At 64.7% G+C, this 15,232-nt stretch carries 14 protein-coding genes and 1 tRNA gene; 11 read left to right on the top strand and 4 right to left on the bottom strand.

Annotation, left to right across the window (positions count from 1 at the left end; all coding sequences use genetic code 11):
• Window positions 1–37 precede the first annotated feature (37 nt).
• Window positions 38–113, top strand: a tRNA-Phe gene (locus tag ACTEK7_RS25075).
• A 239-nt stretch (window positions 114–352) separates the two neighbouring features.
• A complete protein-coding gene (locus ACTEK7_RS25070) occupies window positions 353–1,072 on the top strand; it encodes a hypothetical protein (RefSeq protein ID WP_036027003.1) in 720 nt (239 codons plus the stop codon).
• 109 nt (window positions 1,073–1,181) lie between these two features.
• Here ACTEK7_RS25070 and ACTEK7_RS25065 read toward each other — a convergent pair whose 3' ends face one another.
• Window positions 1,182–2,123 (bottom strand): GlxA family transcriptional regulator, encoded by a 942-nt coding sequence (locus tag ACTEK7_RS25065; protein WP_225126902.1) that lies wholly within the window; start codon window positions 2,121–2,123, stop codon window positions 1,182–1,184.
• Between the two features lie 147 nt (window positions 2,124–2,270).
• Here ACTEK7_RS25065 and ACTEK7_RS25060 point away from each other — a divergent pair, with 147 nt between their 5' ends.
• The 9 genes from ACTEK7_RS25060 to ACTEK7_RS25020 all read left to right on the top strand — a co-directional run bounded on the left by ACTEK7_RS25060 (window position 2,271) and on the right by ACTEK7_RS25020 (window position 12,321).
• The gene (locus ACTEK7_RS25060; protein ID WP_225147319.1) at window positions 2,271–3,290 is read left to right on the top strand and encodes an alcohol dehydrogenase; all 1,020 of its coding nucleotides are present in this window, start codon (window positions 2,271–2,273) and stop codon (window positions 3,288–3,290) included.
• A 63-nt stretch (window positions 3,291–3,353) separates the two neighbouring features.
• Window positions 3,354–4,178, top strand: a complete 825-nt coding sequence (locus ACTEK7_RS25055) for an alpha/beta fold hydrolase (RefSeq protein WP_225147320.1) — start codon at window positions 3,354–3,356, stop codon at window positions 4,176–4,178.
• A gap of 484 nt (window positions 4,179–4,662) precedes the next feature.
• A complete protein-coding gene (locus ACTEK7_RS25050; RefSeq protein WP_036014350.1) occupies window positions 4,663–5,295 on the top strand; it encodes a DUF1326 domain-containing protein in 633 nt (210 codons plus the stop codon).
• A 174-nt stretch (window positions 5,296–5,469) separates the two neighbouring features.
• A complete protein-coding gene (locus ACTEK7_RS25045; RefSeq protein WP_345944114.1) occupies window positions 5,470–6,135 on the top strand; it encodes a DUF2182 domain-containing protein in 666 nt (221 codons plus the stop codon).
• A 332-nt stretch (window positions 6,136–6,467) separates the two neighbouring features.
• Entirely contained in the window at window positions 6,468–9,035 is a 2,568-nt protein-coding gene (locus ACTEK7_RS25040) for a bifunctional diguanylate cyclase/phosphodiesterase (RefSeq protein WP_225147321.1), read from the top strand.
• 173 nt (window positions 9,036–9,208) lie between these two features.
• Window positions 9,209–9,457, top strand: coding sequence for a hypothetical protein (locus tag ACTEK7_RS25035; protein ID WP_225147322.1), 249 nt, complete (start codon window positions 9,209–9,211; stop codon window positions 9,455–9,457).
• A 190-nt stretch (window positions 9,458–9,647) separates the two neighbouring features.
• On the top strand, window positions 9,648–10,310 hold the full coding sequence (locus tag ACTEK7_RS25030; protein WP_225126896.1) for an FABP family protein: 663 nt from the start codon (window positions 9,648–9,650) through the stop codon (window positions 10,308–10,310).
• 19 nt (window positions 10,311–10,329) lie between these two features.
• Window positions 10,330–11,037, top strand: coding sequence for a RibD family protein (locus ACTEK7_RS25025; RefSeq protein WP_225147323.1), 708 nt, complete (start codon window positions 10,330–10,332; stop codon window positions 11,035–11,037).
• 9 nt (window positions 11,038–11,046) lie between these two features.
• Window positions 11,047–12,321, top strand: coding sequence for a flavin monoamine oxidase family protein (locus ACTEK7_RS25020; protein WP_225147324.1), 1,275 nt, complete (start codon window positions 11,047–11,049; stop codon window positions 12,319–12,321).
• Window positions 12,322–12,371: 50 nt separating this feature from the next.
• Here ACTEK7_RS25020 and ACTEK7_RS25015 read toward each other — a convergent pair whose 3' ends face one another.
• From ACTEK7_RS25015 to ACTEK7_RS25005, 3 genes are all read right to left on the bottom strand, one after another.
• On the bottom strand, window positions 12,372–12,674 hold the full coding sequence (locus ACTEK7_RS25015) for a hypothetical protein (RefSeq protein WP_036027019.1): 303 nt from the start codon (window positions 12,672–12,674) through the stop codon (window positions 12,372–12,374).
• 413 nt (window positions 12,675–13,087) lie between these two features.
• Complete coding sequence (locus tag ACTEK7_RS25010) at window positions 13,088–13,666, bottom strand: hypothetical protein (protein WP_225147325.1); 579 nt, start codon at window positions 13,664–13,666, stop codon at window positions 13,088–13,090.
• A 251-nt stretch (window positions 13,667–13,917) separates the two neighbouring features.
• The gene (locus ACTEK7_RS25005) at window positions 13,918–15,231 is read right to left on the bottom strand and encodes a tetratricopeptide repeat protein (protein ID WP_225147326.1); all 1,314 of its coding nucleotides are present in this window, start codon (window positions 15,229–15,231) and stop codon (window positions 13,918–13,920) included.
• Window position 15,232: the final 1 nt, after the last annotated feature.

Raw genomic sequence — 15,232 nt, 5'->3', positions numbered from 1 at the left:
GCCCGCTCGATGGGCTTTGGCCCCTCTCTTGGAGCACGCCCAGGTAGCTCAGTTGGTAGAGCATGCGACTGAAAATCGCAGTGTCGGTGGTTCGATTCCGCCCCTGGGCACCAATCTACGCTTTTCCACACTGAAGCACGATCTCGTACGATAGCGCTTGCCAGATGACCGGCGCGAAGCGCGCTCGCGTTTTTCTTTTCTCTTCCTGGAGCTTGCCAAGAGGCATCTGGAAAACCCGGCGCGCGGCGGCGTCTGGAATCAAGGCATCTAAGTCGTTCGGCAGGCTTGGCCGACCGCCTAGGCTCCCGCTAAAGGCTGCGCGATCCCGCGCGGCTTCCGCAGGAGCCCAACCATGAAGCAACTCAAGGATATAGCCATCGAAGCCCATGGAGGCCTCGATCGGTGGCGGCAGTTCGAGCAGGTGTCGGCCGATCTTGTGCAGGGCGGCGTCCTGTGGTCCTTGAAGGGACAGGCAGTCACCCTCGAGCGGACCAACGTCACCGTGGGTCTGAAGAGGCAGTGGGCGTCACACGCTCCGTTCGGCGCTGACCATCGCCGCTCGCGCTTTGAGCCGAGCCGGGTGGCTCTGGAAGCAGACAACGGAACGGTTCTCGAAGAGCTGCTTGAGCCGCGCGCGAGCTTTGCCGGCCATGAGTTGCAAACGCCGTGGACTGAACTGCAACTCGCCTACTTCGCCGGCTGCGCGATGTGGACCTATCTGAACATGCCGTTCCTGCTTGCCTGGCCGAGACTTGAGACCGAGGAACTGGAGCCCTGGCCGACCGACAGCGGAGACTGGCGCCGCCTTGCGGTGCGATTTCCGGCAGAGATCGCGACGCACAGCACCGTGCAGACGCTCTATTTCGACGGTGAGGGGCTGCTGAAGCGCCACGACTACAACGTCGAGATCTCCGGCAACACGCCCGGCGCGCATATCATCGAAGACTACACGGAAGTCTCGGGCATCAAATTCCCGACGAAACGCCGGATCTATTCCCGCCAGCCAGACGGCAGCTTCAGCACCGAGCCCCTCGTCGTTTCGATCGATCTTTCCAACATCCGGCTCAGCTAGCGATGAGCCTTTGGAATCCAAACTCGACGGCGTGAGAAGCCGGTGGCCTTATGACGATTGATCCGACATGGGCCGCCTTCTCACACGCATTGCCGCGGTCGCGCGTCGATCATAGTGCGGCCAGCGGTCCGGCATCATTGCGGATGGCTCTAGGGACCTCCCCAAGCACGCGCGCAAACGCCAGACGCATCCGCTCTCGGTTCGCGAACCCCACCTCGCGAGCGATGACCTCGATCGGCAACCGACTTTGTTCCAGCATCAACTTCGCGGCTTCGACACGCAACGCTTCGACCGCCTTTGCGGGCGTGGTGCCGGTTTCCGCCCGAAACAGCCGCGTGAACTGCCGGGGGCTGAGGCACGCGGCCTCGGCAAGCTCGTCAACGGTGAGGTTTTCGGCAAGGTTCTGACGAGCGTAGTTCAGCACGCGCTGGACCCGATCTTCATTCGCGCCGAGGTCCAGCAAAGTGGAATGCTGGGACTGTCCGCCTGAGCGGCGATGGTACATGACCATGCCCTTCGCGACCGAACGGGCAATATCGGAGCCGTGGTCGCGCTCGATCATGCCCACGACCAGGTCCGTTCCCGCGGTCATGCCGGCTGACGTCCATATCGGTCCGTCCGCGATGAAGATCTTGTCCATGTCGACCTCGCAGCTGGGGAAACGGTCCTGCAGCGCCTGCGCGTAACGCCAATGCGTGGTGGCGCGCCGGCCGTTCAGCAAGCCCGCATCTCCCAGGACGAACGAGCCCAGGCAGATGGCGGCGACGCGGCGCGCGTCGCGAGCAGCAGCGCGAAGCAGCCGAACCAATCCCGGCGACGAGGTCGGTATCTCCAGGCCCGCGGCGACGATCAGCGTGTCATAGCGAGCATCGTCGATTGGGTCCGTCATGACCTGCATGCCGGATGACGAGGCGACCAGTCCTCCTTCCTCCGAGAGGACGCGCACGTCATAGACCTTCTCGCCGGCCTGCTTGTTGGCCACGTCGAACGCTGCGACGGCTCCGAAGCAGACGGGTTGGAAACTCGGGCAAAGGACGAGGCCGATCTTCATGCTTTCTCCGCGACGGTTGCTAATCGCCTAGATGGTCGTTCCAGCGATGTTTCGCCATGCATGGCCGGAATGATGGCATCTACGTCCTGTCGGCTTGGGCAGGCCGCTGGTAGCGCTCCGACAGGTTTTTCAGACCTTGGAGCTTTCATGTCGAGCGATCCGACGACATACAGCGCTGTTCAGGCCGTCGCGCCGGGACAGCTCGAACTGACGCAAAAGCCGCTTGTCGATCCCGGCCCCGGGCAGGTCCGCCTTCGCGTCGAGGCCTGCGGTGTCTGCCACTCCGACGCCGCGACCGTCGAAGGGGCTTTTCCGATCCAATGGCCGCGCGTGCCGGGCCACGAGGCTGTAGGCGTGATCGACGCGGTCGGCAGCAACGTCGAGGGTTGGACGCTCGGGCAGCGCGTCGGCATCGGCTTCCTCGGAGGTAGTTGCGGACACTGTGCAGAGTGCCGCGGCGGCGATCTCGTCAATTGCCGGAACCAGGAGTTCACCGGCGTTCATCATGACGGGGGCTACGCGCAGTACATGCTCGCGCGCTCAAGTGGCCTCGTGTCGATTCCCGATGGGCTCGCCTCGGAAGACGCCGCTCCGCTGCTCTGCGCCGGACTGACGACCTTCAGCGCGCTCCGCAACTCTCCCGCTCGCGCCGGCGATCTGGTCGCCGTGATCGGCATTGGCGGCCTCGGGCACCTCGCCGTGCAGTTCGCCCGGCGCATGGGCTTCGAGGTCGTGGCGATTGGGCGCGGACCGGACAAAGGTGGTCTCGCCGGAAAGCTTGGCGCCCACCATTATGTCGACAGCTCGAGCGTCGCGGTTGCTTCCGCGCTGCAGGATCTGGGCGGCGCGCAGCTCGTCGTCATCACCGCGTCAGGTGGTAGCGCTGTGGCAGACGCGGTGAAGGGGCTTCGGCCGCGCGGCCGGATCATCGCGCTCGGCGCATCTCCCGAACCTGCGGAGATCGCGACGTCCGACCTCCTGTTCGGCGAGCGTTCGATCGAAGGCGCCTTGACCGGCGATCCAGCGACCGCCGATGCCACCTTGCGGTTCAGCTCGCTCGCTGGCGTTGCCGCCATGATCGAGACGATGCCGCTAGAACGCGCGCCGGAAGCGTATCGCAAGATGATGGCGGGCGAAGCCCGCTTTCGCATCGTCCTCACCATGTAGATGCGCTGCCAATCATCAGGATCGACTCCGCATCAAGCAAATGCAACTCACAAAGGAGCAACCATGTCGCTCGAAACCGCTAGAACAGAATCTTTGAACGTCGGCGATGTGCGCTTCGCCTTCCGGCGGCTCGGCCCGACGGCCGGGACGCCGCTCATCCTGCTGCAGCACTTCACCGGGACGATGGATGCCTGGGATCCGGCAGTGGTGAATAGCCTTGCTGAAACGCGGCCGGTCATTGTGTTCAACAATCTCGGCATAGGCACCTCCACCGGCCGGACGCCCGACACGGTGGAGCAGATGGCCTCTGATGCCGAGACATTCATACGAGGCCTTGATCTGCCAAAGGTTGACCTCCTCGGCTTCTCCCTCGGCGGCATGCTCACCCAAGTGCTTGCCGTGCAGCACCCCGGCTTGATCCGCAAGCTCATCATCGCCGGCGCTGCACCGCGCGGGGGCGAGGAACATCTGCTCGCCGTAGTCGACGAAGCCTTCGCTCAAAGCGGGACGGATGTGCGGTTGCCCCTGTTCTTCACACCCTCCGAAGAAAGTCAGCGCGCCGGCCGCGCTTTCGTCGCCCGCGCAACCATGCGCAAGGAGGATCGTGATCCGGACAGCGGCGAGGATGTCAGCAACGCGCAGGCGAAGGCAATCATTGGCTGGTGCGCCAGGAAGCATGAAGGCGAAGCGACGCTCGGCGCCATCGCGCAGCCTACGCTCATCGTGCACGGCAGCGACGACACGATGTTTCCGAGCATCAACGCCTACAACATGTTCAAGGCTATGAAGAACGCCCAGCTCGTTCTCTATCCGGACTCCGGCCACGGCGCGCTGTTCCAGTATCCAGCGAGGTTCGTCGCCCATTGCCGAACCTTCCTGGACGAGTGAGGGAAGAGATCGATGCCAATCTTCAGCAACTGGCGATCGAAGCCCATGGCGGCCTCGATCGGTTTCGGCAGTTCTCGTTCCTCACGGCGCGGCTTCACCAATTTGGCATCCTCTGGAATCCGAAGGGAAAGCCGGACGTGCTCACTCATGCCAATACGTTCTTGTTGCTTGCTAGAAATTCTCTCGATATTTCAATTACAAGAGCGTCGGAGAGCGCATCCCGCCCCTGCGCACCACGCCCCGGACGTCGGACATCCCCCGAGCTGTAGCTGCCCCCGAGCCACGACCCTCGTCCGCTATACGCAGCCGGCCGCCGCTGATATGATCCTCCGACAGTAAACGGCAGCTCGCCACCAGACTATTTCTGCGATGCCGGCCTTCTGATCGGATCTCGATCCCGCTCGCGCCTTTTCGCATTGCTTCGACAAGAACGCTGAACAAATCCAACGGCTGCCGCGTCCCCGCTCACATCAGGAGATGTGCCATGGCTGCATCGGACTGGCGTCTCGAAGGCGAATGGATGAAGAACTGCACCTGTGCGTTCGGCTGCCCCTGCGATTTCAACGCACGGCCGACCCAAGGCTATTGCAAGGGATTGGTCGCCATGCGGATCGCCAAGGGACATTTCGAAGGGACCAGGCTCGATGGTCTCTGCTTTGCGATCACGGTCGATTTCCCCGGGCCGCTGCATGAGGGCAACGGGACAATCCAGCCCATCATCGACGAACGCGCCACGGCGGAGCAGCGACAGGCGTTGTTCGATATCTTCTCCGGTAAGCATTCGGCCGAAGGCACGCTGTTCCAGATCGTCAGCATGATCGTCACCAAGATCCATGATCCCGTGTTTGTGCCGTTCGAGTTCTCCTTCGACAAGGACGGACGCGTCGCAAGACTCGTCGCCAAGGGCGTGCTCGAGACCGATGTCGAGCCGATCAAGAATCCGGTGACCGGTGATCCGCACCGCATCCAGGTGGTCATGCCCGAAGGGTTCGAACATCGGGCGGCCGAGGTCGCATCCGCCGACATCCGCTCGACCGGCGCGATCCGGTTCGAGACCCGCGCTACGCATAGCTCGCTCGCCAATGTCGTGCAGACGCCCAAGGGCGTTGCGGCATGATGCGGCGCTGACACCGACACGAGATCTCGGTGTCAGCTCCTCGTCGCCATGGACAAGTCGATGCAGGAGCGCTCGATACTCGAACACTTGCTCCACCGCGACCGGCTGATCGTCGCGATCGGGACCGCCGCAGTGGTCGCGCTCGCCTGGGCCTATCTCGCTGCGGGCGCCGGCATGGACACCGAGATGATGGCCGACATGCCGGACATGGCGCCGATGCCGTGGACGCCGTTCTATGGCGCGCTGCTGTTCGTGATGTGGTGGGTGATGATGATCGCGATGATGGCGCCGAGCGCGGTGCCCACCGTTCTCCTGTATGCGACCGTCAAGCGAAGGCAGGAGGCTGCCTCCCGCGCCGCAATCGATAGCTGGATCTTTCTCGCCGGTTATCTCGTGACGTGGGCCGGGTTCAGTCTCGCTGCGGTCCTGGTGCAAGGAGCATTCGAACGCTTCGGGTTGTTGTCGATGGCGATGGCAAGCACCAGCGCGATTCTGGGCGGCGGCGTGCTGATTGCAGCAGGGCTCTATCAGTTCACGCCGCTCAAACAGGCCTGCCTGCGCTACTGCGACAGTCCGCTGTTGTTTCTCAGTCGATATTGGCGGCCCGGCACGCGCGGCGCATTCCGGATGGGACTTCGCCACGGCAGCTACTGCGTCGGCTGCTGCTGGTTTCTGATGGTATTGCTGTTCGTCGGCGGCGTGATGAACCTGGCCTGGATCATCGGCATCGCGCTCTATGTCGCCGCCGAGAAGCTGCTGCCGTTCGGCCAACGGTTGAGTTATGCGGCAGGCGCGCTCCTCATCCTGTCCGGCACGATCGTCCTTGCGCGCGCGATGTGAAAAACGGTCCAAAGACGGTTAAAATGTGCCGCTTGCGACATGGCGATGTGCCTGAATACCAGCCGACCTCCGTGATGATACGGAGGCTTTGAGCTGAAGAATTGAGCTTCCTCCAAACAAAAACTTAAGGCTGTTTCGGCTACCTTCGCGCTATGAACGGCACCCGCGCGGGTGTCCCTGTGCAGTCGAGGCGGAGACAAGGCGATGCCAATACTGCGGGCGAGCGCAGTTCTGCCCTGGCGGCCGAAGCGGGGGTGCGCGTCGTGATTCCCGCAGGGGCAGTCCGCAAAGCCGGAAGAGCGATCCTGCGGAATGCTCCGCTGCAGATCGCATTGTTCTTTCTCCCCCTGGTCTGGATCGGCTATTTCGCAATCACCGCCTCCGAGCGGATGGACGCGATCCAGCAAGCGCGGTCGCACGGCAACAGCGTCGCCGAATTGTTCGAGGAGAACACCGAGCGCATCTTCGAGCGCGTGGATCAGTCGTTGCTGGTGGTACAGGCACTCTACGCCCAGGATCCGCAGGCCTTCAGCCTGAAGTTCTGGTCCGACAAGGCCCGCCTCGCCACCGGCGACGTGGTCCAGTTCGCTCTGATCGGATCGGACGGATACATGACCGAGACGACGGCGGGCTATTCCGGTCCGCCGCTTTATCTCGGTGATCGCGAGCACTTCATTCATACCATGTCGCAGGTCGACGATCGCCTTTACGTGGCGAAGCCGGTGCTGGGCCGCGCGTCCAAAAAGTGGACGATACAGCTCGCGAGAAAGCTGTTCGATCTCGCCGGCAATCGGGTCGGCGTGGTTGTCGGCTCGATCAGCGTCGACGTCGTCGGCAGGTTCTACGACACCGCAAAGCTCGGCGTCGGAGGAACGCTGGTGCTCAGGAATGCGAGCCACGTCGTGCTCGCCGCCCGGGGCGTGGACCAGGGGTCAGTGCTGGGACAAAGCGCGCCGAGCCGCGTCGCGGGCGAACTGGGCGACGGCTTCTATGCGCAATATTGGAACGAGAACCGACCGGACCGCAGCGACCGACTGATCACGGCGCGCAGGTCGCGTGCGTTTCCGCTCATCTTCACCGTCGGCATTTCGGAGCAGGAGATCTATTCCCGCTCCGCCTTCAGGCAGAAGGTCTATCTCGGCGGCGCGGTGCTGCTCACGTTCATCATCCTCGCCGCGACGACATTTCATTGGCGACGGCAGCAGGCGCTGGATCGCGCCCACCGCGAGCGGCGCGACTTCGCCAGCAAGTTCGAGGATGCGCTCAGGAACCTCCCCCAGGGCTTGAGCATGTTCGATGGCCGCGACCGTCTGATCGCGTTCAACCGGCAATGGCTCGAACTTTACGACCTCGTGCCGGAAGACATCCGGATCGGCATGGACTTCCGGGAGGTGTTCGCGAAGCAGACCGCCGTGCTCGACGTCGAGGCGTACCTCGTCGATTTGAAGAACCGGCTCGCCCAGTCGGAGCAGATCTCGAACACCGTGCAGTTTCCGGACGGCCGGGTCGTCTACATCTCCTACGGCCGGCGCGAGGACGGCGGCTGGGTTGCCACGCATGAGGACATCACCGAGCGCAAGGCGTCGGCGGACCGCATCGAGCGGCTCGCGCATTACGACAGCCTGACCGGCCTTGCCAATCGCAACCTGTTCAAGGAGCGCATCGACGAGGCGCTGGCCCGCCCGCGCCGGCCGGAGCCCGCGTTCGCCGTACTCCTGCTCGATCTCGACAAGTTCAAGTCGGTCAATGATGCGCTCGGCCATCAATGCGGCGACGCGTTGCTGAAGCAGGTTGCCGACCGGATCAAGGCGCAGATCCGTGATGCCGATACGGCGGCGCGAATCGGCGGCGACGAATTTGCCGTCATCGTGGCACCCGGCGGGGCCGCGATGCGCGAGGGCGCTGAAAGCCTGGCCGCGCGGCTGGTCGAGGCCATTGCCGAACCCTTTCACATCGATGGCCACCCCGTCGTGAGCGGCTGTAGCATTGGCCTTGCGCTCGTGCCCGAGCACGGCACGCGGGTCGACGAGATCCTTCGCAACGCCGATCTTGCGCTCTACAGGTCGAAGAATGCCGGCAGAAACTGCTTCCACGTCTATTCACCGGAGCTCAAGGCGGAAGCGGATCAACGCAACGTGCTCGAGATCGAGCTGCGTGAAGCGATCTGGCGCGAGGAGATAGAGCTGTTTTATCAGCCTGTGATCGAGCTCGGCACCGGTCGGGTAAAATCGGTCGAGGCCCTGGCGCGCTGGCATCACGCCACCAGGGGCTACGTCCCTCCGGCGGAGTTCATTGCGGTTGCCGAGGCGGGGGGACTGATCGTCGAGCTCGGCCACCAGGTGCTCGCCAGGGCCTGCCGCGATGCGATGAGCATGCCGGGCGACATCAAGGTCGCTGTCAATCTCTCCGCCCTGCAATTTGCCAGCGCCAATCTCGTCGACACCGTGACCTTTGCGTTGACGCAGAGCGGGCTTCCGCAGACCCGGCTCGAGCTCGAGATCACCGAAAGCGTATTTCTCGCCGACACCGAGGAGAACCTCAGGACGCTCCAGCGCCTCAAGGCGCTCGGCGTCTCCATTGCCCTCGACGATTTCGGTGTCGGATACTCGTCGTTGTCCTATTTGACGGCCTTTCCTTTCGACAAGGTCAAGATCGACAAATCCTTCATCGACAGGATCGATCGCTGCGAGACCGTCGCCGTGCTGAAATCCATCGTGCAGCTCGCAAAGACGCTGAAGCTGTCGATCGTCGCCGAGGGGGTCGAGTCCTCCGAACAGGTCAGACGGCTCCAATCACTCGGCATCCCGCTCGGCCAGGGATTTCACTTCAGCAAGCCCGTGCCGCTTGCAAGCCTCTCCTGGCAAGCCCCCACGGCGCGCCGGAAACGGCGGGTGGCGTGAGGTCAATGCCTCAGGCGTTTTCATCATACCCCGCCACTAGAGCCCCTTGGGCCGAAGAGCGTTCCTCAATTGCCGGTTCGGAAGCTGCGCCCGCCCGTCCTGGCACTCCCCTTGCTCAGTCCTGACCCAAGCCCGGGCCTCGGCGGAGAGGCCGTTTCAGGTTGAGGCAAGTGATGCAGGAAGTGTCCCGTTCTGGTGCTGCTGACGAACTCCGGCTCGACGCGTTGATCGCCGATCTATGGTGGCGCGTTCGGCTGATTAATACCGACATTCTCGAGGAAGAGGCGCGCGCCGGGGTGTTCGACCCGATTCAGCCGACCTATCCGCTTCTCGCGGCCAACCTTCGCGCCCGACGCGACAATCTGGTCGCGACGATCGGCGTGCTCGAGCAGCGTGCGAGATCGGTGTCGGAAGCGGCTTGAAGCGGTCGCGGGGGCGCGCCAGCCTCGGCGTCTTCGTCAACCGGCCCGGCTGCAGCGCCAGAGGCGGGCGCGGGATGCAATGCGCATCCTCGCATGGCTCGAATGCCTCCGACGCTGTGCCGCTAACAGTTGAATTCAGGCCGCCGCCTGCCCGTGTTATGGCTGGTCTCTGCACCCCCGCGAGGCCGCCATGCTCCCCATTCCCGCCGATATCTTCACCGAACCCGAGGACGTCTCGCCCGACGGCCTGGCCAATCTCGGCCCGCTTCGGCGTCTTGCCGGCACCTGGCAGGCGGACAAGGGCATCGACATCAATCCGAAGGCGGAAGGGCCGGAGCGGCGGACCTTCATCGAGCACATCCGCATGGATCCGATCGATCCGCAGGCCAACGGGCCGCAGCTGTTGTACGGTCTGCGGTACCACATCCACATCAACACGCCCGAGGAAGACATCACCTTCCACGACCAGGTCGGCTACTGGCTGTGGGAGCCGGCGACCGGGCTGATCATGCAGACGCTGGCGATCCCGCGCGGGCAGGTGCTGCTGGCCTCGGGCAAGGCCGGGCCTGACGACAAGACGATCTCGGTCACCGCCAAGCGCGGCGACACCGCCTACGGGATCTGCTCGACCGATTTTCTGGAACAGGCCTTCCGCACCGATGCTTACCGCTGCGACATCACCTTCAACGACGACGGCAGCTGGACCTATCTGATCCAGACCGAGCTGTTCGTGCGCGGCGCGCCGTTCAATCACCACGACACCAACACGCTCCAGCTCATCGCGCCACCCAAGCTCAATCCGCTGGCGGCGATCGTGAACGATCGTGCCGCGCGCGGTGGACCCGCGGCCTGAGCGCTGCCCTGAGGATTGCATGAAACCGTATGTCATCTGCCTGATGCACTCCAGCCTCGACGGGCGCACGCATCCCAGCCGCTGGCGTCCGAAAGGCGCGGGCACGGACTGGTTCGAGAAGATCCATGATGAGCTCGGCGGCGATGCCTGGGTGATCGGCCGCGTCACGGGTTCGGAGTTCGCCAAGGGCAGGCCCTATCCTTCGACGGACGCGAAATTTCCGCGCGAAAACTGGTTCGCCCGGCGCGATGCAAAGACCTACGGCGTCGTGCTCGATGCCGAGGGCAAGATCGGCTGGGGGCGCGCGGAGATCGGCGGCGATCCGATCGTCGTCGTGCTGACCGAGAACGTCCCGGATTCGCATCTCGCTGGCCTCCGCGGCGAGGGCGTGTCCTACATCTTTGCCGGCCAATCCGAGATCGACCTCGCACTGACGCTGGACATTCTCAGCCGCGAGCTCGGCGTGAAGCGCCTGCTGGTCGAGGGCGGCGGCGTTGCCAACGGCGCGTTCCTGCGCGCCGGCCTCATCGACGAATTCAACCTGATCCTCAGCCCTGCGATCGACGGCGCAAAAGGCGCCCCGTACGTGTTCGATTCCACCGAGGCGGACAGCGACCGGCGCGCGCCGATCGCCGCGATGACGCTGGAGAGCACGCGCGAGCTCGGCGGCGACGTCCTGCTGCTGCGCTATCTGATCCAGAACGACCCGCAAGCCGTGAGCCGGTAAGGCGCGGCCATGTCCGATCCGTCCGAGCACATCGTCATCGTCGGCGCCGGCGCGGCCGGCCTGATGGCGGCGCGCGAGCTGGCGCGTGCGGGGCGCAAGGTGACGATCCTGGAGGCGCGCCAGCGCTGCGGCGGCCGCATTCATCCGCTGCCGGCCTCGGAGTTCGGCTATGCCGCCGATGGCGGCGCCGAGTTCGTCCATGGCGAGGCGCCGGTCACCCGCGCATTGCTGCGCGAGGCAGGCCTGTCGCTTCAGGAGATCGAAGGCGAGCAGTGGAGCTTTGACGGGACGAAGCTCACACGCGAGGCGCGTGACGATCCCCATGAAGCGGAGCTTCAGGCCAAGCTCGCGGACTTGAAGGACGACCTCACGGTCGCCGACTTCCTGCGCCGGCATTTTGCAGGCGACAATTACGCGCCGCTGCGCCATTCGATCGAGCGGATGGTCGAGGGCTATGACGCGGCCGATCCCGAACGCGCCTCCACGCTGGCGCTGCGCGCGGAATGGATGGACGGCGGGCACGCTCCGCAGGCGCGCATCGAAGGCGGCTACGGCGCGATGATCGACGTGATGACGGCCGACTGCCGCAGGCACGGCGTCACCATCCGCCTCGGCAGCGTCGTGTCGGCGATTGCGGAGGAGGGCGGCGCGGTGATCGTTCGCTGCGCCGGCGGCGACGTGCACGCCTGCGACCGCATGATCCTCACCGTGCCGCTGCCGCTGCTGCGCGAGATCGCGCTACCGGCAGGCGCGCGTGCCAAGCTGGCTGCTGTCGACGACATCGGCTTTGGCAACGTCATCAAGATCCTGCTGCGCTTCGCGCGGCCATGGTGGCGCGAGCGCAAGGAAGACCTTGCGGACATGACATTCCTGCTCTCGGACGAGGCGATCCCGGTCTGGTGGACGCGCTATCCGGACCAGCATCCCGTGCTGACGGGCTGGTTCGGCGGCCCGCGCACGGCGGAGCTGGAAAGCCTCGACGCGCGAGCATTGATCGATGCCGGGCTCGGCTCGCTCGCCGCAATCTTCGGCCTGCCGCGCGATCACATCGCGCGCGAGCTGGTGGCGTCCGCCGCGACCAACTGGGCGCATGATCCGTTCGCGCGCGGCGCCTATTCGTGGGCGACGCCGCGCACCCGAGCGGCACAGGCGATCCTCGCGCGTGGCGACGGCTTGGTGCTGTTTTCCGGCGAAGCGCTCTATCGCGGCCGCGACATGGGCACGGTTGAGGCGGCACTGGCGAGCGGCCTGGAGACGGCGGACATGATCCTTCGGGGACAATGAAAAGAGGCCCGCATCTGATGCGGGCCTCTCGTCGCGTGTCTCTCCAGAACTTACCAGCGGCCGCCGCCGAAGCTGAACGTCACGCCGGGGCCTCCGCCGTAATAGCCGTAGGGCCCGCCGCCGTAATAGCCGTGGTGCCGCGGGTAATAACCGTAGCTCCTGTAATACGGCCGGTAATAGCCGTGATGATGCCGCCAATGATGATGGTGGCGGTAATGCCTGCGGTGCGCGCTGATGTCGGTGGTCTGGCTTTCCTGCGCGGTCTGCTTGGCACTTGTATTGCCGGCCGCGCTCGCCGATCCACCGGCCAACGCCGCAGCACCAAGGGCGATCGCGGCAATGAGATATTTCATGTCATCACTCCAGTTGAAGGTCGTGTGACAACACATGAGTATCCCGCGCGTTCCAGCCACTGCGGGCGTCGAAACGACGCAGATTTTCAGTTCCCCGATGAACGCACGTTAACGTTCGTGAACGAGCGAAGGCCGCGCGATCTATCGTCGCATGAAGAGCCGTGGCTTGCGACTCGTGCCCCGGACGCAGCGCAGCGTCTCTTCGACGATGCGGTGCGAGTCCGGGACACGAGAGTGGCGCATGTAGATTTTCGCAACTATCACGGATGCGGATTAGGAAAGCGGTGCCGCTCGGAGAGCGCAGCGAGGATCGCGTCCTGTCTGCGATGAATGTACGACCGTGATAGCTGAGCGCAGTGCCAGGGCTCCGTGGCATCATCGCGATCGCACACGTTGACGCCAGCGGACACGGACTACTTGAACGGGTCCTGGATCGACGGGGCCGACTGGCGGATGCGGCGCACGCTGACCGGCGTGCCGTCGGAGACGAACAGCAGCTCGTACTTGCGGCCCTCGCTGTCGGTCGCCGAGCAGGTGACGTCGTTCACCTTTCTGGCGGCGAAGTTGCCGGTCTGGCGGCAGATGCCGGTCGAGGTCTGCTCGGCCGGCACCGGCAGGCCGTCGACCTTGGGGCGGTTCTTGGAGTTGAGCAGCACGCGGTCGATCCGCAGCTCGTAGGAATTGTCGTCGGCGCGCTTGCCGTTCTCGCCGGAGAACGACACCACGTGGCTGTCATCGGAGGGATCGTCGACCGCGACCGCGAAATTGACCCGGCCCGTGTCGCCATGGGCATAGGCCACCGTCTTGCACGGCAAGGTGCGGCCCGCGACCCTGAACGTCTTGCAGTGGCCGGACATCAGCGCCAGGAGATCGATGAAGGCGTTCGGCCGCGCCGGCGGATTGTTGACCGGAATCGGTTTGGAAGTCTCGGCAAAACAAGGACTTGCCGCAAGCACGAGCAGCGCGGCGAGGACCAATCGGCGAAGGCGCATCGTCGGGCTCATGAGCCAGGGGGCCATGGCGGAAGAGTTCCGCACCATAGCCATCGAGCCGCAAATTGGTTGCGATCCCGTTTGTGCTGCAAATCCCGTCTGGAATACCACCACGGCCACCCCGACGGCGATTCGTTCAAATCGCCCGATCCATCCCGGCGGGCACATGCCATCAGGGCGGTGTTTTTTTCGTGGCATGATCCGGAAAAGTGCGTAGCGGTTTTCCGAAAGGCTCATGCTCAAACAATAACCTAACCCATCGCCGCCTGCCAGCGCCTGTCGCGGAAGGAGGGGCGGCGGTGGAGGCGGGCGTCCAGCACGGCGCGGGCGCGGGGCAGCTCACCGCTGCGCATGAGCGCGACGATATAGGTGTCCTCGATCAGCTCGCGCTGGGCGTGGCTGCCGCCGATGCGCACGACCTCGCCGAGCACCGGCGCGAGCATCTGCACGCAAGTCCGGTAATCCTCATCGGCGAAAGCCGCGAGTGCGCGGAAGATCGCCGGCACCACAGGCCCCGCCGGCAGCTTGCCGTCGGCAAGCCGCTGCTCGATCGCCGCAAGGCGGGCGGCGAGCGCTTCGCGATTCTGCGTCGCGGCTGCGAATAGCGCCATGTGGACGTCGGCAAAGGACAGGCTCGATTTCGGAAACAGTTTTTGCGCGGCGGCGTCGGCTTCCTGCCACAGCGCCTTCGGCACCGCATGACCGTACATCGACAGGCGCCACAGCAGCGAAGCGCTGTCGGTGATGACGTTGAGCGGCGGCGCCTGCGTGGCAGTGGGCCGAAGCACGTCGGCATAGATCGCGAGCGCCCGCGCCGCATCGCCATGCTCGAGCGCGCCGAGCGCCTGATGCCAGCTTATATGGCCGTGGAGGATGCCGGCGCGGTCGTAAGCCGGGAGCCATTCGTCGACGAGACGATCGGCGTCCTCAATCGATCCATCCTCGAACATCGCATGCAGCACCGCATGCGCGGCGTGGGCATTTTCCCGGCGCAGATGGAAGCCGCGCTCGGTGACGGCGCGGCCGCGCGCGACGTCGCCATTCTCCGTCATCGCCCAGCCGGACATCGTGAGGAACCACCAGTCCTCGCCGTAATGCTGCGCGACGTTCTCGCAGAGCTCGTGCCGGGCGCGGTCGTGATCGGCCATGCCTGAGAAGGCGAACAGGCCGAACGCGCCAAGCGGCAGCGACAGCACCAATGCGTCGCGGGGCCATGCGTCGATATGCTTCAGCGTCGATGCGATCGCCTCCGGCAGCCGGCCCTCGATCGCGAGCGCCAGCGTCTCGACATGCGAGCGCTCGCGCTCGCTGCCGCGCCCGGCCACGAGCTCGCGCGCGCGTGCCGCCTTTTGCCGCGCGAGATCGCCCTGCTGGTAGAAGGCATGAACGCGGCCGCGGGCGATGTGGGCCAGCGCGAAATCAGGGTCGGCCGCGATCGCGCGCTCCAGCATCTCCGCCGTGCCGGTCCAGCCCGCGAGCATGAGGTCGACGCCGTCGCGATAGGCGGATGCTGCCTCGTGCGAGGTGGTGGAGAGCGGCAGGCCGTAGCGGTCTTGAAGCGCCATC

Source organism: Bradyrhizobium sp. JHI2711 (assembly GCF_056156565.1).
The sequence above is the reverse complement of the archived record's forward strand: the minus strand, read 5'-3'. Positions and strand labels throughout refer to the sequence as shown.

What these genes read in the sequence shown, in the direction of transcription:
- ACTEK7_RS25055 (WP_225147320.1), top strand. Translation starts at nt 3,354, where the DNA reads ATGTCGCTCGAAACCGCTAGAACAGAATCTTTGAACGTCGGCGATGTG.
- ACTEK7_RS25060 (WP_225147319.1), top strand. Translation starts at nt 2,271, where the DNA reads ATGTCGAGCGATCCGACGACATACAGCGCTGTTCAGGCCGTCGCGCCG.
- ACTEK7_RS25035 (WP_225147322.1), top strand. Translation starts at nt 9,209, where the DNA reads ATGCAGGAAGTGTCCCGTTCTGGTGCTGCTGACGAACTCCGGCTCGAC.
- ACTEK7_RS25045 (WP_345944114.1), top strand. Translation starts at nt 5,470, where the DNA reads ATGGACACCGAGATGATGGCCGACATGCCGGACATGGCGCCGATGCCG.
- ACTEK7_RS25025 (WP_225147323.1), top strand. Translation starts at nt 10,330, where the DNA reads ATGAAACCGTATGTCATCTGCCTGATGCACTCCAGCCTCGACGGGCGC.
- ACTEK7_RS25005 (WP_225147326.1), bottom strand. Translation starts at nt 15,231, where the DNA reads ATGGCGCTTCAAGACCGCTACGGCCTGCCGCTCTCCACCACCTCGCAC.
- ACTEK7_RS25065 (WP_225126902.1), bottom strand. Translation starts at nt 2,123, where the DNA reads ATGAAGATCGGCCTCGTCCTTTGCCCGAGTTTCCAACCCGTCTGCTTC.
- ACTEK7_RS25015 (WP_036027019.1), bottom strand. Translation starts at nt 12,674, where the DNA reads ATGAAATATCTCATTGCCGCGATCGCCCTTGGTGCTGCGGCGTTGGCC.
- ACTEK7_RS25070 (WP_036027003.1), top strand. Translation starts at nt 353, where the DNA reads ATGAAGCAACTCAAGGATATAGCCATCGAAGCCCATGGAGGCCTCGAT.
- ACTEK7_RS25010 (WP_225147325.1), bottom strand. Translation starts at nt 13,666, where the DNA reads ATGCGCCTTCGCCGATTGGTCCTCGCCGCGCTGCTCGTGCTTGCGGCA.
- ACTEK7_RS25020 (WP_225147324.1), top strand. Translation starts at nt 11,047, where the DNA reads ATGTCCGATCCGTCCGAGCACATCGTCATCGTCGGCGCCGGCGCGGCC.
- ACTEK7_RS25030 (WP_225126896.1), top strand. Translation starts at nt 9,648, where the DNA reads ATGCTCCCCATTCCCGCCGATATCTTCACCGAACCCGAGGACGTCTCG.
- ACTEK7_RS25050 (WP_036014350.1), top strand. Translation starts at nt 4,663, where the DNA reads ATGGCTGCATCGGACTGGCGTCTCGAAGGCGAATGGATGAAGAACTGC.